18 protein-coding genes and 2 pseudogenes are annotated in these 19106 nt (G+C 68.2%); 15 read left to right on the top strand and 5 right to left on the bottom strand.

The features are described 5' to 3' along the window. Positions 1-88 precede the first annotated feature (88 nt). The 4 genes from ACFYU0_RS07090 (at position 89) to ACFYU0_RS07075 (ending at position 4318) form a co-directional block, all read left to right on the top strand. On the top strand, positions 89-2422 hold the full coding sequence (locus ACFYU0_RS07090) for a molybdopterin cofactor-binding domain-containing protein (protein WP_389298404.1): 2334 nt from the start codon (positions 89-91) through the stop codon (positions 2420-2422). Positions 2423-2431: 9 nt separating this feature from the next. Next, positions 2432-2908: a (2Fe-2S)-binding protein gene (locus tag ACFYU0_RS07085; RefSeq protein ID WP_351669453.1), complete on the top strand. Its 477-nt coding sequence runs from the start codon at positions 2432-2434 to the stop codon at positions 2906-2908. Positions 2909-2947: 39 nt separating this feature from the next. Next, positions 2948-3196 carry an XdhC family protein gene (locus tag ACFYU0_RS07080; protein WP_389298402.1) on the top strand — a complete coding sequence of 83 codons (249 nt, stop codon included), beginning with the start codon at positions 2948-2950 and terminating at the stop codon, positions 3194-3196. A 615-nt stretch (positions 3197-3811) separates the two neighbouring features. Next, the gene (locus ACFYU0_RS07075; RefSeq protein ID WP_389298400.1) at positions 3812-4318 is read left to right on the top strand and encodes a hypothetical protein; all 507 of its coding nucleotides are present in this window, start codon (positions 3812-3814) and stop codon (positions 4316-4318) included. Positions 4319-4847: 529 nt separating this feature from the next. Here the strand turns inward: ACFYU0_RS07075 and ACFYU0_RS07070 are convergent. Both ACFYU0_RS07070 and ACFYU0_RS07065 read right to left on the bottom strand, forming a co-directional pair. Continuing rightward, positions 4848-5174 (bottom strand): STAS domain-containing protein, encoded by a 327-nt coding sequence (locus ACFYU0_RS07070; protein WP_389298398.1) that lies wholly within the window; start codon positions 5172-5174, stop codon positions 4848-4850. A gap of 533 nt (positions 5175-5707) precedes the next feature. Then, complete coding sequence (locus ACFYU0_RS07065) at positions 5708-6115, bottom strand: TipAS antibiotic-recognition domain-containing protein (RefSeq protein WP_389298396.1); 408 nt, start codon at positions 6113-6115, stop codon at positions 5708-5710. Positions 6116-6807: 692 nt separating this feature from the next. Between ACFYU0_RS07065 and ACFYU0_RS07060 the strand changes: the two genes are divergently transcribed. The 9 genes from ACFYU0_RS07060 to pqqE all read left to right on the top strand — a co-directional run bounded on the left by ACFYU0_RS07060 (position 6808) and on the right by pqqE (position 16451). Continuing rightward, positions 6808-8202 carry a LytTR family transcriptional regulator DNA-binding domain-containing protein gene (locus tag ACFYU0_RS07060; RefSeq protein WP_389298394.1) on the top strand — a complete coding sequence of 465 codons (1395 nt, stop codon included), beginning with the start codon at positions 6808-6810 and terminating at the stop codon, positions 8200-8202. Positions 8203-8280: 78 nt separating this feature from the next. Further along, on the top strand, positions 8281-10488 hold the full coding sequence (katG, locus tag ACFYU0_RS07055) for a catalase/peroxidase HPI (protein ID WP_389298921.1): 2208 nt from the start codon (positions 8281-8283) through the stop codon (positions 10486-10488). Positions 10489-10920: 432 nt separating this feature from the next. Further along, positions 10921-11382 (top strand): MSMEG_3727 family PQQ-associated protein, encoded by a 462-nt coding sequence (locus tag ACFYU0_RS07050; protein ID WP_351669439.1) that lies wholly within the window; start codon positions 10921-10923, stop codon positions 11380-11382. A 22-nt stretch (positions 11383-11404) separates the two neighbouring features. After that, positions 11405-13114 (top strand): PQQ-dependent dehydrogenase, methanol/ethanol family, encoded by a 1710-nt coding sequence (locus ACFYU0_RS07045; RefSeq protein WP_389298392.1) that lies wholly within the window; start codon positions 11405-11407, stop codon positions 13112-13114. Positions 13115-13161: 47 nt separating this feature from the next. Continuing rightward, on the top strand, positions 13162-13293 hold the full coding sequence (gene pqqA / locus ACFYU0_RS07040; protein WP_351669435.1) for a pyrroloquinoline quinone precursor peptide PqqA: 132 nt from the start codon (positions 13162-13164) through the stop codon (positions 13291-13293). Between the two features lie 109 nt (positions 13294-13402). Then, complete coding sequence (gene pqqB / locus ACFYU0_RS07035) at positions 13403-14290, top strand: pyrroloquinoline quinone biosynthesis protein PqqB (RefSeq protein WP_389298390.1); 888 nt, start codon at positions 13403-13405, stop codon at positions 14288-14290. Between the two features lie 4 nt (positions 14291-14294). After that, a complete protein-coding gene (gene pqqC, locus ACFYU0_RS07030) occupies positions 14295-14993 on the top strand; it encodes a pyrroloquinoline-quinone synthase PqqC (RefSeq protein ID WP_389298388.1) in 699 nt (232 codons plus the stop codon). A 2-nt stretch (positions 14994-14995) separates the two neighbouring features. Then, positions 14996-15325, top strand: coding sequence for a pyrroloquinoline quinone biosynthesis peptide chaperone PqqD (gene pqqD, locus ACFYU0_RS07025; protein WP_389298386.1), 330 nt, complete (start codon positions 14996-14998; stop codon positions 15323-15325). Then, positions 15318-16451 carry a pyrroloquinoline quinone biosynthesis protein PqqE gene (gene pqqE, locus ACFYU0_RS07020; protein ID WP_389298384.1) on the top strand — a complete coding sequence of 378 codons (1134 nt, stop codon included), beginning with the start codon at positions 15318-15320 and terminating at the stop codon, positions 16449-16451. The genes pqqD and pqqE overlap by 8 nt, the downstream gene beginning before the upstream one ends. A gap of 66 nt (positions 16452-16517) precedes the next feature. Here pqqE and ACFYU0_RS07015 read toward each other — a convergent pair whose 3' ends face one another. From ACFYU0_RS07015 to ACFYU0_RS07005, 3 genes are all read right to left on the bottom strand, one after another. Then, positions 16518-17057, bottom strand: coding sequence for a manganese efflux pump (locus tag ACFYU0_RS07015; RefSeq protein WP_351669426.1), 540 nt, complete (start codon positions 17055-17057; stop codon positions 16518-16520). A 404-nt stretch (positions 17058-17461) separates the two neighbouring features. After that, positions 17462-18088 carry an ISAs1 family transposase gene (locus ACFYU0_RS07010; protein ID WP_389298383.1) on the bottom strand — a complete coding sequence of 209 codons (627 nt, stop codon included), beginning with the start codon at positions 18086-18088 and terminating at the stop codon, positions 17462-17464. Positions 18089-18287: 199 nt separating this feature from the next. Beyond that, a complete protein-coding gene (locus ACFYU0_RS07005) occupies positions 18288-18725 on the bottom strand; it encodes an NAD(P)H-binding protein (RefSeq protein WP_389298381.1) in 438 nt (145 codons plus the stop codon). 62 nt (positions 18726-18787) lie between these two features. Here ACFYU0_RS07005 and ACFYU0_RS07000 point away from each other — a divergent pair. Together ACFYU0_RS07000 and ACFYU0_RS06995 are read left to right on the top strand one after the other, a co-directional pair. Then, a pseudogene (locus ACFYU0_RS07000) lies at positions 18788-18868 on the top strand (snapalysin family zinc-dependent metalloprotease); the annotation flags it as partial. 20 nt (positions 18869-18888) lie between these two features. Further along, positions 18889-19070, top strand: a pseudogene (locus tag ACFYU0_RS06995) (transposase); the annotation flags it as partial. Positions 19071-19106 lie beyond the last annotated feature (36 nt).

The following is a 19106-nucleotide window of genomic DNA, read 5'->3' as shown; positions in this document are numbered from 1 at the left end:
GCCCAGGAACAGCCCGCCCCCTGTCCTGCCCGAGTGCGCCGGCGAACAGGGCAGCAGAGCGGACGACCGGATCGGAAAGGAAGGCTTGATGACCGACATCCCTGCCCAGGGGAGCCGCACCTCTGGTCGCGGTGAACGCGCGCCGATCGGACGCCGCACGTTCATGGGGTATGTGCTGGCCGGCGCCACCCTGGCTGTCGCCGCCGAACTCCCGCTGGGCGCGCCCGCTCACGCGGCGGTGCCCTCCGTGCCGCAGATCCCGGAGCTGTACGACCTGGAGGACATGCAGACCGACGCCGCGCGGCCGACGTCCGCACTGATCAGGATCGTGCTGCACGAGGACGGCACGGCGTCGTTCGAGCTGCCGCGCATGGAGGTCGGACAGGGCATCACCACCTCCACGGCGATGATCATCGCGGAGGAGCTCGACCTGCCCGTCGACAAGGTACGGGTGACGCTCGCACCGGCGCGTCCGGAGTTGCTGCTCAACCAGCTGACGGGCGGGTCGAACACCACGGTGTCGATGTTCACCCCGGTGCGGGTGGCCGCGGCGATCGCCCGCAAGGCGCTACTCGAAGCCGCGGCGATCGAACTCGGCTCGGTCGTGGGCCTGTTGAAGTCCAAGGCCGGGGTGATCTCGGCGCCGGACGGATCGTCGGTGTCGTACGGGGAGCTGGCGGTCAGAGCCGCGAGCAGCACGGTCAAGATGGTCGAGGCCGAGCTCAAGCCGGTCTCGGAGTTCTCGGTGATCGGCAAGCCGCACGGTCGTGACGACGCGCGGCTCGCGGTCACCGGGCAGAAGAAGTACGCGATGGATCTGCAGGTGCCGGACGCGCTGCCGACCATGGTGTGCCGGCCTCCGACGCTGAACGGGTCGCCGAAGTCGGTGCGCAACAAGGCGGAGGTGCTCGCGCTGCCGGGGGTCACGGACGTGGCCGTGGTCGACACCGGGGTCGCGGTGCGCGCGAAAACGTTCGGGCAGTGCATCGACGCGGTGCGGGCGCTCCAAGTGGAGTGGGCGGCCGGTTCGGTGGAGGGTGAGTCCGACGAGACGATCCTGGCGCGGCTGCGGAAGGCCGAACTGCCGCTGGCAGTCCCGGACATCCCGCTGCTCGCCAAGACGGTGGAGGCGGACTTCACATTCATGTTCCGCAGCAGCGCGGCGCTGGAGCCGAACTGCGCGATCGCCGACGTCCGCACCGACCGGGCGACGGTGTGGGCGGGCCTGAAGTCACCGATCGTGGCGCAGGGCGACATCGCCAAGGCCGTCGGACTGCCGCAGACCGCAGTGACGGTCAACGTCATAACGGGTGGCGGCTCGTTCGGGCACAAACTCTTCGGCGACGCCGCGATCGAGGCCGCGAAGATCTCCAAAGCCATGGGCAAGCCGGTCAAGCTGATGTGGCACCGCGCGGACGAGCCCCGGCAGGGCCGCGTGCACCCCATGGCCACGTCCCGGATCCGGGCCACGTATCTGGCCGGACAGGTGCTCACCTTCGAGCAGCGGCACACGAGTGTGGTGACCGACTTCAGTCACGGGCTCGGCGAGATGATCACGGCGACGGCGGATCGGCTGCCCACCGGGCTCGGCGGGCTGGCGTTCTCGGAGACGATCTTCACGCTCACCCAGGAGCTGCCGTACAACTTCGGTGTCGTGACGCAACTGCTCAGCGAGACCGACTCCCGGTTCAACACCGGGAGCATGCGCAACATCTACTCCCCCGACGTGGCGTGCGCGAACGAGCTGGTCGTCGACCAGCTCGCCAAGAAGATGGGCAAGGACCCGCTCGAGTTCCGGCTCGCGTTCCTGAAGAACGCGCGGGTCAAGGCGGCGTTGAAGAAGGTCGCCGAGGTGGGTGACTGGGGCCGGTCGATGCCCGCGGGAACGGCCCAGGGCATCGCGATCCACAGCGAGTACAAGGGCGCGACCGCCGTGCTCGTCGAGATCGACTGCCGCCCTCAGACGGTGAACCGGAAAGTGCCGAACGGTGCGACCGGGCCACGCGTCACAAAGGCGGTCATCGCCGTCGACGCCGGACTCGTGATCAACCCCAAGGGGCTTGAGGCCCAGATGATGGGCGGCGTCTCGGACGGCATCGCGCTCGCTCTGACCAGCAGCCTGCACCTGCGCAACGGGCATTTCCTCGAGGCCAGCTGGGACAACTACTTCTACACCCGTCAGTGGAACGTCCCCACTGACTTCCAGTGCGTCGTGATGCCCTCCGACTCGCAGCAGCCCGGCGGCGCCGGCGAGGCGGGCGTGGCCGCGTCCGTGGCGGCGGTCGCGTGTGCCTACGCGCGGGCGACCGGCACGGTCCCGACGCGTTTCCCGGTCAACCACAGCACGGTCGACTTCGAGGTCAAGCCGTTCGTCCCGCCGGTCCCCCAGTCGCCGTCCGACGGCCTGAGCCACACCTTCTGAGGAGCCCACGTGAGCACCCACACCTTCATCCTCAACGGCAAGCCCGTCACCGTCGACGTGGACGACAGCGTCCGGCTGCTGTGGGTCCTGCGGGACGTGCTCGGCGTGACCGGCCCGAAGTACGGCTGCGGCATCAACGTCTGCAAGGCCTGCACGTCCCACGTCAACGGCAAGGCGTTCAACCCCTGTTCCGTCGAGGTCAAGGACATCGGCCCGGACGACGAGATCACCACGATCGAGGGCCTCGCCGACACAGTCGACGCCGACCTGCACCCCATGCAGGAGGCCTGGCTCGAATACGACGTGGCACAGTGCGGCTACTGCCAGCCCGGACAGATCATGGCCGCCGTCGCCAAGGTCAGGCAGGCCAGGGCGGCCGGCCGCGAGATCACCGACGCGGACCTCGACGAGATCCGCAACATCTGCCGCTGCGGCACCTACAACCGCATCCGGGAAGCGATCAAGGCCGGCGCGGAACGTATGTGAAGACGCGTCCGCACGTCTCAGGACCATCCGACCAGGGAAATGAGCACCGTGCTGGACCTGAGAGACCAGTTGCTCCGTTGGCACGAGGAGGGGCGGGCCTTCGCCGTCGCGACCATGGTGGCGGTCCACGGGAGCGCTCCCCGGTCACCCGGTTCAGCGCTGGCCGTAGGTGTCGACAGGGCTGTCATCGGAAGTGCGTCCGGCAGTTGCGTGGAGGGCGCCGTGTACGACTTGTGCCAGGAAGCCCTGGCATCCGGCGCCTGCACAGTGGAGTCCTTTGGGTACTGACGCCTTCGCCACCGGCCTGACCTGCGGAGGGTCCTTGGACGTCTTTGTTCAGCCCTTCCTGCCGGCCGAGCACCCGGAAATGATGGGTCCTTGGCCTTGGCAGGTGCCACGGACCCGGTGACCGTGGCCCGGGTCGTCCGCGGACCTGCCGAGCAAGCTGGCCAGGTCGTGTGCGTACGGGCGGACGGAACCAGCCGTCAGCAACTTCGCCGATCCGGTCCTGAAGGCAATGGCGGCATGCGCCGCTCGCTGGTTTCGCGGTAGTCGCACAGGCCCTGATCGCGCCATCGGCACTCGGTGACGGTCACGCAGGCGTGGGCGTCGGGGTCGGGCCAGTTGTCGGCGCCCGTATGCAGGGCGTTGCCGCGGCCGCAGGACGGGCAGCGTCTGCGCTCGGCGTGGCTGCGTTTCCCGGCGCGCTGAGGTCCGCTGTTCCTGGTGCCCGGCTTCTCAGCCGGCGGTGCGGTGCCCGGGAAGTTTGATGGTGGGGTAAGGGCGTTGACCCGGTGCCGGTCGACTCGACGATCGTGCGAGCCCACCAGCACGTCATGGCGGACTTCCGAGGGCGTCTCGGATCGGTCACCATGGAGGTCCGTCGGCGATCCGAGGGTGGGGATGAGCGAGGGTGGGAACGTTCTGGACGGGCAACAGAGCGGGCGGGAGCAGGTCGGACCCGCCCCGTGGCTGGCGCTGGCCTGTCTGGTCGGGCTGTTGCTGGCCTACGTCGTACTGACGAACTTCACCGCAGAGCTTCGGGCAGCGCTGTGGGGCGAGCCCGGCACCGTGACCGAAGTCGACTGCCGGACGTACGACAACACCGTGGCCAATGCGGGAACGTCAACGTCCTGCTCAGGCATCTTCACCCCGGACGACGGCGACTCGTCGTTCGAAGTCCCCGTCGAGGGCGACATCGATTCGCAACCGGTCCGCGCGTGGCTGGTGGACGGCACATCCGGCACCGCGTATGTCTCACCGACGGTGTGGTCGGGGGTGCTCCCGGTGGGACTGTCTCTCTTCCTGGCCGGTCTCCCGGCGGCGGTGACGGTGAAGCGCGTGCGCCATATCCACGCACAACGCCCCGGAGAGCCGTTTCACGGATCAGCCCCGGAGTCGAGTGCGTGATCGACGGACAAACACGACGGGTACAGCGAGCAAGTCACCTTGCTCGACATCAACAAGCGGGCCCGTTGCCATAGGAGCGGCCCGCGAGCGAGGGCCCGTCTCCCTCCGTGCGCTCCGTAGCGGCACAGGCCTGAGCCGAGTCGACCGCCATCTACGGCTCAGCCCCGCCAGGTGGCGCGCTCATCCGCCAACTGAAGCGCTCAGTGAGCTCGATCATGCCCCGTCCTGCCCTCGCGCGCCCTGACGATTCATTCGAACCTCGTCGAATGCTGCCACAAAGCGTCGCGACGGCAGTGCGCGCGCAAGACCGGTGCCTACGCATGGGGCGGCGCTGCACTGGTCCAGCGCGCACCTTCCCACATTGAGCCCGCACGAGCGCGAGGTGCAGTTAGAACGGCTCCTGGCCTGGATCGTTGGTCAAGGGGCATTCTCGTGTCCTTCACCGCGACTGTCTGATGCCTTCGTGGTTCCCGCTTGGTCGGGCACGGCTGCGGCATGGGAGTACGTGATCAGTGTCAGGCCCCGTCGACTAGCGGGAGAGGGCCGCTTCAGCCTCGGCGGGAGTGTCATAGACCGACAAAACCTGACTGATTCCGGTCATCTCCAACATGCGCAGTAGATGCTGCGGCACACGAGCCAAGGCCAGTTCCGCACCGTGCTCGTTCGCCCGCAGCCGGGCCAGTAGCAGCACGTTGAGCCCAGATGAGTCGCAAAAGGTTACCTCGGACAGCTCCAGCACGATGAGTCGGGCACTGCGAGTGATGAGTCGGTTGAGACCCTCGGTCAACGCCGAGCGGCTCTCATGGTCCATCTCGCCTCGTACCAGGCCCACGACACCATCGTCCGAAGCTGTCATCTCGACCGTGCAATCGCCCATCATGTCCTCTCAACCGCCTGCCCGACGAGCCGTGCGCGGAGACTGCAAACCGCCTTGGCGCGCCACTGAGGGCCGTGGGGCTCGATCCTCTCCGCCACGGCCGCCCACTAGGCAGCTCAGAGCGACATCACTGCAATCTGACCTGGCTCAACGGTCGAGTGACTGCAGAACTCACGTCCAAACACGTCTACGGGAAGTCACAGAGCGGAGCGGGCCCCCATTCCCCCCAGCTCCCATCCGGTCCGCTGTCGACCCGCACACTGCGGAAGCCGAGCCTCCGGCGGTTGCGCCTGCTCTGCCAAATCTGGTATCTCGGGCGTCCTCGTCGCGACCATTGACGAGTGGCTGTGACCCGCGGTCTTACGCGGCGGGTCCTCGTTCCACGCCGTCGGCAGAACGCTCACACACAAGACGCAGGCGAAGTCGTCCTCAGGCACGAGGCTGCCTGGGCACCAGCCCGACACCCCGGACGCTGAACCCCGCCCTTGCGGATCCTGGCCCGTGTCGCCCGACTACGCCGAAGCCTCGGCCCCTGCGCGGGGGGCGAACCCGCTCCCCTGCTCGGCGAACACCTTGATCGCGGCGCCCAGGAACTCCACCATCCCGGGGTGGTAGGAATCGTGGAACGCCCTCATGGCCTCGTCCTCGGCGTAGAAGAGCGATATGCCGACGTAAGCCTCCCTCGAGGGCGTGTAGAACCGGCTGACGATGTCGAAGTGCCTGCGGACGAGCTCTTGGATCTGCTGGTCCCCTGGCAGGGAGCCGCCGTCCAGGAATGCCGTGATCTCCCGGTACAGGACGTCCCAGTCCTGGTGGACCTGCTCCTTGTCCACATGTTCCCAGTTGTTGGTCAGGGCAAGGCTTTTCGCCTGCTCCTCGGCCAACGCCCGGCGGCACTTGTCCTCGTAACTGTTCCCCACGGCACCGGTTCCCATCGTTTCGTCACCTCTGCGGTGGATCCCCGAGAGGCCGTCGATACGTCGACGTCGACCGGCCGCAGATGATCAACTGCCGGTCCAGGCCGAACGGTGACACAGAGCTACCGGGTGGGCAAACCATTTCTCGGGCCCTCCGGCGCTCAGTCCCGGTCAGCCGGTGGTGGAAAGGTGCAGCTCGAACGGCGAGCCGTCGGGGCGGGGCGTTCAGCCGCTCGACCGCGCGGCCCGGATTCTCCCGGCGACGTCGCGCGGCAGGACGATCTCGGCCGGCAGCGGGCCGGTTCCATGACTGTTCGCCCCTGAGATCTGCCCGACCCGTGAGCCGTGACCATTCACAGTTCAAGATCTGTTTCCGGTACGCGGCCGTAGTCGCTTCGTCACGTCGGGTGATCTTGGTTTTCGTTGACGTCGTGCAGGACGCTGTGCGCACTGCGCACGACCTCCAGTTCCCCCCGGGGTTGAGGGGCGCATACGCGGCCCGGAGGGGACGTGCACAGCCCGACAACCGTACCTAGGGTGGGAGGTGCAGGTGTGTGACACGGCCTGGAACGAGTGACGAAGCAGGAGGGCCCGCGACGCGGCGCCCAGTGAGCTGGAGGCCCGGCAGCGGAGGCCGGCGCGGAGCGCGCGCACGTCGTCGGGCGTTGGGGATGGACCAGAGGCGGTTCTGAACCATGAGGGATGTACATCGGCTTGAACCCACGTCGGCGGACCCGGGCGGTGGCAGCGTGCTCGCGGCGTGGGAGCGGTTCGTGCGGGGCGAGGATCACATTCCGGGTGTCCGGCCTCTGGTGGCGATCTCCTGGCATCGCTGCCGAGAGCAGTACCGGGTCGATCCTTACCTCACGGAGGCTCCGGTGGCCGTCGCGGAGTTCGGCCATGCCCCCGAGCATGATGTCGTGTTCGCTGAGCTGGGTTTTCGTGCCGCCTCCGTGGCGCATGAAGTGGGCAGCCTGGGTTGCGTCGTCACCGTCACCGATGCCGCCGGGCGAATACTGGCCGAGTGGGGTGATCAGGCCACGCTCGCCAAGGCCGGCGGGTGCAATCTGGCGCCCTGGTTCTGCTGGTCCGAGTGTGCGGTCGGGACGAACGGTATGGGGACGGCGCTCGAGGCGCACGGTCCGGTACCGATCCGGGGTGCGGAGCACTGGTGCCGGGCGTTCCACGATTGGTTCTGCGCGGGTATGGCGGTGCGTGACGTGGTGACCACGGAACCGATCGCGGTGCTGACCATCTGCTGTTGGCGCAGCGAGCTTCCTGCGTCCGCGGAAAGCTGGCTGGCGAAGGCGGTGACCATGACCCAGCACCCGCTGAAGAGGCGCGCCAGGGATAGCGGCGCGGAGCTGGTCGCTGCCTACACCCAGGCCAGGGGACGCTCCAGCGCGGCGCTCGCCGCGCTGGACACCGGGGGCAAGGTGGTGATCGCCGACGACATGGCAAGCGTGCTCCTGGGCGTCCCGGCGTGTACCCCGGCGGTCGACCCGACACTGCGTTGGAACCCCGGTCTGCCGGAGTTGATCGCGGCCGCCCGATACGCCGCCGGCCAGGCGGCTCACAACCCGGACTGGGTGGGCTCGACGCAGATATTCGCCCATCTCGCCGACGAGCCGACATCGATCAGTTTCCGACCCGTCTTCTCGTCCGGGCACCTGATCGGGAACCTGGTCGCGTTCGGTGCGTCCGACGGGGCGCAGTTGCCCCAGGCGGAGGGTTCCGCGCACCCGTCGGTGCAGCCGCGTCGGCTGGTGGCGGTACGCGGCAACCGGATGGTGCTGCTGCAGCTGCCGGAGGTCTCCTTCGCTGAATCGATGGGGAACGACGTGTGGCTCTGCACCGAGCAGGGGCGACTGCGAGCCGCCTCTGTGAGCCTGGACAAGCTCGACAATGAGCTGGCGGATTTCGGTTTCCTGCGGGTGCACCGCCGGTACGTGGTCAACCTCAGCCGTGTCCGGGAGATCGAGCGGGGGGTCAAGGGCGACCTGATTCTGATCATGGACGGCCGGGTGCGGGAGATGGTGCCGGTTTCCCGACGGAACGCGCCGGCCGTGCGTCGCGCGCTGGACATCTGACTAAAGCGAGGCCGACACGGCCCCTGGGCCCGGAAGGAGGTTCCCGTGTCTGACAATCCGGACGCTGTGAGCGGCGAGATGAACGCTGGGAGCGCGGGCGGCCTCGGCCTGTCTGCCTCGGCCGAGCACCGTCGTCGTCCGACCGGGGGTGCGGGCAACCGCGACTGGTGGCCGGACCAGCTCAACCTGACGGTGCTCCGGAACCACTCCGCCGTCGCCGGCCCGATGGGCGAGGACTTCGACTACGCCGCGGAGTTCCTCACGCTTGACCTCGACGCCCTGGCGCGGGACGTCGACGAGGCGCTGACGACGTCGCGGGAGTGGTGGCCGGCCGACTTCGGCCACTACGGGCCGCTGGTGATCCGCATGGTGTGGCATTGCGCCGGGACGTACCGCATCGCCGACGGCCGCGGTGGCGCGAGCACCGGCATGCAGCGTTTCGCGCCGCTGAACAGCTGGCCGGACAATCGCAACCTCGACAAGGCGCGCCGGCTGCTGTGGCCGATCAAAAAGAAGTACGGCCGCAAGATTTCGTGGGCCGACCTGATGATCTTCGCGGGGAACCGTGCCCTCGAGACGATGGGCCTGAGGACCTTCGGCTTCGCCGGTGGCCGGGCGGAGGTCTGGGGGCCCGACGAGGGGATCTTCTGGGGTCCCGAGCGCGCCTGGCTCGGAGACGAACGCCATGGCGGCGTCCGGGAGCTGGAGGACCCTCTCGCCGCGGTCCAGATGGGCCTGATCTACGTCAACCCGGAGGGGCCGAACACCGTCCCGGACCCGTTCACCGCGGCCCGGGACATCCGTGAGACGTTCCGGCGCATGGGGATGAACGACGAGGAGACCGTCGCGCTGATCGCGGGCGGCCATACGTTCGGCAAGACCCACGGCGCGGCCGACCCGGAGTCCTACCTCGGCCCCGAACCCGAGGGCGCCCCCCTTGAGGAGCAGGGCCTGGGCTGGAAGAGCAGCTACGGCACCGGAAAGGGCAGGGACACCATCTCCAGCGGTCTGGAGGGTACGTGGACACCCACCCCGACGAGATGGGACAACACCTTCTTCGAGACCCTGTTCGGCTACGAGTGGGACCTGGAGCTGAGTCCAGCCGGTCTGTGGCAGTGGACCCCGAGGGACGGCGGCGGGGCCGGCACCGTGCCGGACGCCCACGACCCGTCGACGGCACACGCCCCGACGATTTTGACGACCGATCTCGCGCTGCGGTCGGACCCGGTCTACGAGCCGATCTCCCGGCGGTTCCTGGAGAACCCGGACCAGCTCGCGGATGCGTTCGCCCGGGTGTGGTTCAAGCTGACGCACCTCGACATGGGTCCGGTCCAGCGCTACCTCGGACCGCTGGTCCCCCGGGAGACGCTGCGCTGGCAGGACCCGGTCCCCGCGGTCGACCACGAGCTCGTCGGGGCGGCGGACATCGCCGCGCTCAAGAGCCGCATACTCGCCTCCGGGCTGTCGGTCTCCCAGCTCGTCTCGACCGCGTGGGCGTCGGCCTCGACGTTCCGCGTCAGCGACAAGCGTGGCGGGGCGAACGGCGCGCGTATCCGCCTCGAGCCGCAGCGGGGCTGGGAGGTCAATGAACCGGACGAGCTGGCACAGGTGCTGCGCACTCTCGAGGGGATTGCCAAGTCCTTCAACACCTCCCAGAGAGGGGACAAGAAGGTCTCGCTGGCCGACCTCATCGTGCTCGGCGGAGCCGCCGCCGTGGAACTGGCAGCCAAGCTCGCCGGCTACGACGTCCAGGTCCCGTTCACTGCGGGACGCACGGACGCCACGCACGAGTGGACCGATGCAGAGTCCTTCGCCCCGCTCGAGCCGAAAGCGGACGGGTTCCGCAACTACCGGGGCAAGGGCAACCGACTACCGCCGGAGCACCAGCTGGTCGACCGCGCGGACCTGCTGAACCTGACCGTGCCCGAGATGACCGTCCTGATGGGTGGCCTGCGGGTGCTGGGCGCCAACTATCAGGGATCGCCGCTGGGCGTCTTCACCTCTGTGCCCGGGGCGCTCACCAACGACTTCTTCGTGAATCTCCTCGACACGGGCACGCAATGGCAGCCGACATCCGCGGCCGGGGAAATCTTCGAGGGTCGCGACCGCGCCACCGGCAAGGTCAAGTGGACCGGTAGCCGGGTCGACCTCGTCTTCGGCTCGAATCCCGAGCTGCGCGCCGTCGCGGAGGTCTATGCGAGCGACGATGCACGGGAGAAGTTCGTGCGGGACTTCATCGCCGCGTGGGACAAGGTCATGAACCTTGATCGCTACGACCTCGTATGATCCTCCGTCGAGGTCAAGCCGCCAGGAGGGGCGTGCAGACCGGTCAGCGCGCGTGGACGAACAAAACGCTCCAGCACCTCCATATCCGGCGACGGTTGTGTCAGTCTGCGGCCGGACCTGACGCGTCTCGCTGCAGTGCAGCCGGCTCCTGCCAACGGCGGCCATCCGGGTGCGAACGGTAGCTGGTGGCGGACGAGCGGCGTGAGTCGCCCGAACTGGGGCTCACCTTGTCGGTGTGATCCATCCGGCGTACCGTGCCTTTTGAGTACAGATATCTCACCCTTCTCGGTCTGACTCATCCGGCGTAGCGGACTATCAATTCAGAAAGAATATCCCCGCCGAGTGACAGGACACCCGGCCAGCGAAGTGTGTGCTTAAGCGCGCCTTATGCGAATTGGGCGCAGAGATTGGGATGAGGGGAGTGAAGCCCCCATGACGACCACGCAGGAGCGAGCCGACCTGCTGGACAAGATCGGGCTGGCCGCACAGAACAAAGCAGCGCTGGGGCAAGTGCTGGGAACCGGAAGCATTGGGCAGGCCACCGAGAAATCGGATGGCCACATGGAGGCCACAATTCGCATCCACCCGGATGAGCTGACCTTTGATCCCTCCATTCTCGTTATGCCTCACGGAGGCGATATCGAGCTGGATCTCGTCAACGACGACCAGAATACGCACTGCGCGCTCCTGCCGAGCAACGGCGACCGGAAGTTCATCTGGCTGGTGAACCATTCACACGGACGCGCGCACCTCAACCTCGACGGGCCGGGCTACTACTGGTACGCCTCGCCCACCGGCAACGACGAGGGGCGGGGGCTGACCGGGGCCATCGTCGTCCTGGGGGACGCTCCGCCAGAGGCCCGCCTCGACCGTCCCGAACAGCCGCGGCCGTAGCAACAAGTAGGAGGTGGAGGAAATGACCGTCGACTACGCCGACTACGTCGACGCGGGTGAGGCTGTCGATCAGGGAGCCCTGAGCGGCAAGGTTGCGGGCGGCGAGGTCGCACCGCCGGTAGTGGCGGGCGTCGACTACGAACGCATACTCAACGCCCGCGAGGAACCCCAGAACTGGCTCACCTACTACGGCGCCTATAACGGGCAGCGGTACAGCCCGCTGGATCAGATCAACACCGAGAACGTCAAGCGCATGGTCCCCGCCTGGGTCTTCCAGGCCGGCACGACCGGCCTGATCGCGGGCGCGTCAACCTATTCGTTCGAGGCAACCCCGATCGTCGTCGACGGGGTCATGTTCGTCTCCGGCTGGGACGGCTGGGTCTGGGCCCTCAACGCGAAGACGGGTGTGGAGATCTGGCGGTACAAGCACGCGGTCCCCTTCGACGTGTCCTTGTGCTGCGGGAACGTGAACCGCGGGGTCGCCGTGGCTCAGGGGAAGGTCTTCTTCGTCACGGCGAACGCCCGTATCCTCGCGCTCGACGCCACCACCGGCAAGCGGGTCTGGGACAAAACCTACGGAGACGTCCGAGCCGGAGAAAGCGCCACGGTCGCCCCGCTGATCGTGAAGAACATGGTCATCGTGGGCAGCTCCGGCGGCGAGTTCGGCGTGCGCGGCCACCTCGACGCGTTCGACCTCGAAACCGGCGAACACCAATGGCGCTGCTACACCGTGCCGAAGCCCGGAGAGCCCGGCTCGGAGACCTGGCCCGCCGACGGCGAGGCCTGGGCACGGGGCGGCGCGAACTGCTGGGTCACCGGCACCTTCGACCCGGAGACGAACCTCCTGTACGTCGGCACCGGTAACCCGGCGCCCGACTTCGACGGAGGTGTCCGCGAGGGCGACAACCTCTTCACGGACAGCGTCATCGCCGTCGACGTGGACAGCGGTCAGATCCGCTGGCACTACCAGTGCACTCCGCACGACCTGTGGGACTACGACAGCATCGCCGAGTGCATCCTGTTCGAGCACGACGGGCGCAAACTGCTCGGGCACTTCGACAAGAACGGCTACTTCTTCGTACTCGACCGGACCAACGGCGAGAGAGTACACATCACCCCGTTCGTGGACCGGATCACATGGGGAGCGATCACGAGGGACGGCCAGGTGACGGCCAAGGTGTACCCGGACAAGGAGGGAGAACCGGTCCACTTCTACCCGGGCCCGGCCGGCGCCAAGGAATGGACCCACGCGGCCTACAGCCCGAAGACCCAGCTCTTCTACGTCCCGGTCCAGGACACCGGCGCCACGGCCACGCGGCGACGCCGGGAGTTCAAGGAAAGCATTCCGTACTGGGGTGCGGGCGTTCAGGTGGACATTGAGGACATGGCAGGGTCCATCAGCGCGTTCGACGCAGGCGGTGAGGAGAAGTGGCGCTGGCGCAACGAACTCCCGATGTGCGCCTCGGTGCTGGCCACCGGCGGCGACCTGGTGTTCGCCGGTGAAGCCTCCGGGGAGTTCAACGCGCTCGACGCCCGCACCGGCGAGCTGTTGTGGCAGTTCCAGTGCGGAAGCGGCCACCACAGCAGCCCGAGCACCTACATGGTCGACGACAGGCAGTACATCGCCGTGCCGGTCGGTTGGGGCGGCTGGGCCGAGGGGTTCCTCCCCGGCATGCTCGGCGCGGGGCACGGCAGCGCCCTGATCGTCTTCGCCCTCCCTGAATCGTCGTAGCGCACGACCGGAGCCCGCCGCAGTCCGCGCGGAAAGGAGGTGAATCCATGGAATCCCAGCTCACTGCGTGGGAGACCCCCGAGACGGAATCTCAACTCGCCGCGTGGGAAACGCCCGAGTTCGACGAGATAGCCGTCGCGGCCGAGGTGACCATGTACCTCGATCGGTTGGAGGAGTAGCGGATCCGGGGCGGCGCCGGACCTGGTCCGGCGCCCCCGGACAGCCCGGGACGGCCCCGGACGGCCGCGCCGGCAACGGCCCCGGATATACGGCGAACGGAGTGCTGGCGTGTTGCTGCGCGTACTGGGCTCGGCGGCGGGGGGCGGCTCCCCGCAGTGGAACTGCGGCTGCCCGGTGTGCACCGAAGTCCGCTCACGGTCCGGCCTCGCCCGCACCCAGTCGTCGGTCGCGGTCAGCACCGACCGCCGCCGGTGGTTCCTCATCAACGCCTCGCCCGACGTCCGCACCCAGATCGAGGCCTTCCCCGCCCTGCACCCGCGCGGCGACCGGACGACACCCCTGGAGGCGGCGCTGCTCACCGACGCCGAGCTGGACCACACACTCGGCCTGCTTCTGTTGCGCGAGGCCCGCACCCTGCGGCTGTACACCACACCGGCCACGCGCACGACACTGTGTGACGGCTCGGGAATTCTGCCAACCCTCGAGCGTTACTGCCCGGTCGAGTGGCGTGCAGCGACTCCCGGCGCCGACCTCGCCCTGGCGGACGGGCTGTCCTGCCGGGTCTTCGACGTACCCACCACCAAACCCGCCCGGTTCGCAGCCGCGGTCGACCACGGTCGCGTCGTCGGCTACCGGCTGACCGACCAGCGCAGCGGGGGAACGTTGGTGTACCTGCCCGGGGTGCAATCGCTGACGCCGGCGCTGCGTATGGAGATCGAGGACTGCACATGCCTGTTGATCGACGGGACCTGCTGGCGCGACGACGAACTCGTCCGACTCGGCCTGTCCGGCAAGACGTCCCGGGACATGGGCCACCTGCCCATCGACGGCCCGGACGGCAGCCTTGCCCAACTCCCCTCGCTGCGTGCGGGGCGGACGATCTTCGTGCACATGAACAACACCAACCCCATCCTCCTGGAGGACACACCCGAACGGCGTACCGTGGAGGAAAACGGCATGGAAGTGGCCATAGACGGCCTCGAGGTCCAGGTGTAGAGCCGTGACGACAACAACCACGACAACCGGCGCCGACGACTTTGTCGAGAGCTTGCGGGCCCACTCGCGGCAATACCACGACCAGCACCCGTTCCACGTCCGGATGAACGCCGGCAGGCTCAGCCGCCGACAGATCCGTGGCTGGGTCGCCAACCGTTTCTACTACCAGGAGAACATCCCCCGCAAAGACGCCGCGATCCTCTCCAACTGCCCCGACCTGGATGTCCGCCGCCGCTGGATCCGACGCATCATCGACCACGACGGTACCGCCGACGGCGAGGGCGGCATCGAGGCATGGCTGCGCCTCGGCGAAGCCACGGGGCTGACCCGCGAGGAGGTCCGCGACCACCGGCACCTGGTACCCGCTGCGCGGTTCGCCGTCGACGCCTACGTGAACTTCACCCGGACCCGCCCCTGGGTGGAAGCAGTGGCGTCCTCGCTCACCGAGCTGTTCGCGCCCGACCTGATGGCGGCCCGGCTCCAGGCATTCGAACGCTGGTACCCGTGGATCGACCCCGCGGGCCTTGCCTACTTCCGCTCCCGTCTGGAACAGGCGCCCCGCGACTGCGAACACGCCCTCCAGGTGGTCACCGCGTACTGCCTCTCCGCCGAGTCCCAGGCGCGTGCCGTCGACGCGCTGTCGTTCAAGTGCGACGTCCTGTGGAGCCTGATGGACGCCATCGACCAGGCCTACCCGGAGTGACCATGGACCCGACCCACACCGCAACGACCCGGACCGGCACCAGAATCCGACCCGCCGTCGGAATATCGGCCCTTGACCGGCCCCGGCTGTCGCGCCATGTCCGGCTGGCCTTCTGCCGGACCAGGAGGCGCCGAATTCTGCTGCACCCCGAGACGGTGGTAATTCTGAACGGCAGCGGCGCGGCCGTCCTCGAGCTGTGCGACGGGCGGCACACCGTGGCCGAGATCGTCACCGAGCTGGGCGCGCGCTATCAGACCGTCCCCGAGGACGAGGTGCGACAGTTCTTGACCCGGCTCGTCTCCCGGCGCTGGCTGGAGCTCACCGATGGATAGCCCGTTCGGACTCCTGGCCGAGCTCACCTACCGGTGCCCACTGGCCTGCCCCTACTGCTCCAACCCGCTGAACATGGCCGGCTATCAGGACGAGCTGACCACCGAGGAGTGGCGGCGCGTGCTGACCGAGGCAAGCGACCTGGGCGTCCTCCAGTGCCACCTGTCGGGAGGGGAGCCACTGCTGCGGCGCGACCTGGCGGAGATCGTGACGCACGCCCACGACCTCGGCCTCTACACCAACCTCATCACCAGCGCCCTCGGGCTCTCGCGATCGAGGGCCGACGAGCTGCGGGCCGCCGGCCTGGACCACGTGCAGATCAGCATCCAGGCCGACGAACCGAAGGTGTCCGACCGGATCGCCGGCACCCCCTCCTTCCAACGCAAGATCGAGGCAATGCACATCGTCAAGGAACTGGGGTGGCCGCTCACCATCAACGTGGTGCTGCACCGGCACAACATCGACCGCATCGCCGACCTGTTCGAACTGGCCGAGGACGTGGGCGCCGACCGGCTGGAGCTGGCCAACACCCAGTACTACGGATGGGCCTGGCGAAACCGTGACGCGCTGCTGCCGAGCCGGGCCCAGCTCGAAGCGGCCGAAGTGGTCGTGCGGGCGGCACGCGAGCGGCTGCGGGACCGCATGGACATCATCTACGTCATCCCCGACTACTACAGCCGCTTCCCGAAGCCCTGCATGGGCGGCTGGGCCTCTCGGCAACTGACCGTAACGCCGAACGGCGACGTCCTGCCCTGCCCGGCTGCCCAGCCCCTGCCGCTGCCGCGGGCCAGCGTGCGCGACGACCCACTGGAGCGGATCTGGGCCGAGGCCCCCGTGATGACCGCGTTCCGGGGAACCGACTGGATGCCAGAGCCCTGCCGGAGCTGCTACCGGCGGGAGTTGGACTTCGGCGGGTGCCGCTGCCAGGCGTTCCTGCTCACTGGTGACGCCTCCCGCACCGACCCGGTCTGCTACCTCTCACCCGACCACGACCTCGTCATCCGGGCAGTCGAGGCCGCCAACACCGACCCGCGTGCCGGCGATGCTCCGCTGATCCCCCGCCCGCACCGGCCAGGTCTGCCACCTGTCACCCGTCCACATGGTCGCCAAGGCGATCGAAGGCGCTGACGCCGACTCGTAACTCGGCGACCTTCCTTCCTCCCCGCCCGCGGGCCCGCCTCCCGGCGGAGCGGATCAGTTGCCGAACCACAACGGCAGCGCCGCAGCGGCGATGATCAAGGTGATCCCGCTCAGCAGGTCCGAGCGGATCCGGATGAGGCGCGCCGCGGCCCGCCCGAGCTGCAGACCGAGCAGCGACAACACTGCCGTCATCAAGCCGAACGTTGCCGCCGAGAACCACGGCGAGAGACCAAGAACTCCCAGGCTCGCCCCGGCGAACAAATTGTCCAGGCTCAGCGTCAACGGAATACCGAACAACGCCCAAGGGTGGTCCAACTCCTCCGGCTCCGGGTTGCGAACGGACGAGATGACGAGGTAGAGACCGTACCCACCGAGCGCGGCCGCGCCCACCACATCGGCGACGCCCCCTACGAATTCCCCGATCCGGCGACCGATCAACAGCCCGACCAAGGGCATAACGGCGTCCCACAGTCCGAAGGTCAGCGCGACCTGCACCGCGCGCTTCAAGCCGAACGGGACCGTGCCGAGCGCGATCGATACTCGGAAATTGTCGAGACTGAGTACGAAGCCCAGGACCAGTATTTCCCAGATCATGGCGATGCAACTGCCCGATGAAGACCGGCGTTAGAGAAAGCGACTCTGCTTCGACTCACTTCCATCATGCCTATAGGGTATCTCGGCAGGATCGACCAAAAAACCCGGCAAGCCGAATTCTCGGCGGAGTTTCGACGCTACTCACCCGAGGGTGACCAGCGCATACAACGACTCACAGTTCGAGCCAGCACGCCTAATTGGTTGAGTACGACAGCGGCGACTTCTCCTACGCCGAGGCAACGACCCCCGCGGGTCCCACGCCTCTACCGACGGCCACGGAAGCGGCCACACCCTTCCTCGACGGGTTCTGTCCGGTTTGATCACATGATGCCGAGGGTGGCCAGTGGTCGGGTGGCGTCTCGGCAGTGTTTGTCCAGCAGCGGAACCTCCCGCCAGGGCAGCTGCTAGAGGTGCTGGTGCAGCAGCGGCTGACTCCTCTTGATCACGGCGATGTAGTGGGCCTTCTTCTCCTCCACCAGGAAGCGGGCATGGGCTGTCTGGGAGTGCAGGGCGTCGAAGGTGACGACGGTGTCGGCCAGGTCGAGGTCGGCGAGCATCGGCCGGAAGACGGTGATCTCGTTGGTCTTGGCGCTGACCTCACGCTGGGCTGCGACCAGGCCGGTCCCGGTCATCGCGGCCTGAAGGTGGACCGGGATGCCGTCGGCGCGGCGCGCGCCGCGAACGGTCTTGCCGTCCACGGCCAGCGAGCGGCGGACGCGTCTGCCCAAGTCATGGTCCGGTGGCGGGCGGTCGGGGTCGCGGGCGGCGAGCCAGGCGCCGATCGCCTCGTCGAGGGCGTCGCCGTCCACGCGCTGCAGGATTCGGCGCACGGTGGCTTCGGTCGGGGTGGTGGGCCTGGCGGGTTCGCGACTGGGGCCGCCGAGGGCGGTGAGCACGGCGGCTGGGGCGTCGGCTGCCCCTTCCGCGATCGCAGTCAGGGATTTCCCGCCGGCCAGTACCGCGCACGCGGCGAGTGCGAGGACGAAGGCGAGGGGGTGGTGGCGCCCCTTGGCCCTCCGTTGATCGGGCACGGCCGCGGGGCGATCCAGCGGCTGCGCGTGTTCCCCGGGCTCGGCAGGACGGCCGGTGGCGAGCCCGCCCAGGCCGGCGGGGATGGGCGACGATGATCGGGCAGGCACGGTCTCCCGCCTTGTGATGACACCGGCCAAGATCCTCTCCCCGCGTACAGCCGCGGGTTACCCGCTGGCGGGCGGTCCCGCGGACGGCCAGTTAGCCGCGAGCGTTCCACACCAGCGGGGCGCGGCGGATCCAGGTCTCCTCCTCGACGGAGTCGGGGAGGAAGCGGGCGAGGTCGGCCCGGTTGATCCAGCGCCCGGGGGCGGTGGTGCCGGGGGCGGCGGCGTGCAGGGGTCCGATGGCGGGTCTGTCGGTGAGGGCGACGGCGCGGGCGAGGGTCCAGTCGGTGTCGGAGGCGCGCACGACCTGGTCGACGCCGGTGTGGTCGGTGAAGCCGACTTTGATGTTCGACAGGTTGATGAATGCCTTCATCAGCGGGTTGAGGCGGGCCCAGTCGTCGCCGGCGCCCTGTGAGGAGGTCAGGGCGATCCGGCGGATGCCCTGTTCGGCCATGACGCTCAGGGTGACGGCGTTCGCGCCGATTGCGCTGTACTCCCGGCGGCGGAGGTGGAAGGTGCCGGCCAGCGTCATCACCCAGCTGCCTGAATCGGCATCAAGACGGACACACCGCCTGAACGACGCCGCCCTGCTAAAGCGGGCCGTGCAGTGAGCTGATGTCGGGCGGCGGACCTGGCCCGTCCTGCACCAACCGCAAACCGAACGCCACCGAGCGTGTGTCGACGAGTGGCCGTGTCGCCCCCGCAACAGACCGAAGCGGCTGTTCGCCGACCGTGGGTACGACACGACTACGACAAATACCGTCGCCTGCTGTGGAAGCGCGGCATCAAACCCCTCATCGCCCGACGAGGCATCGCCCACGGTTCCGACCTCGGCAAAACCCGCTGGGTCGTCGAGCGCACCTTCGCCTGGCTCCACACGCTCGTGTCCCGTGTGCTCCCCCATTGGTGAATG

The organism is Streptomyces sp. NPDC003720 (assembly GCF_042875075.1).
Taxonomy (GTDB): Bacteria; Actinomycetota; Actinomycetes; order Streptomycetales; family Streptomycetaceae; genus Streptomyces.
Note: the sequence above shows the minus strand (reverse complement) of the source record. Positions and strands in the feature narration are given on the sequence as shown.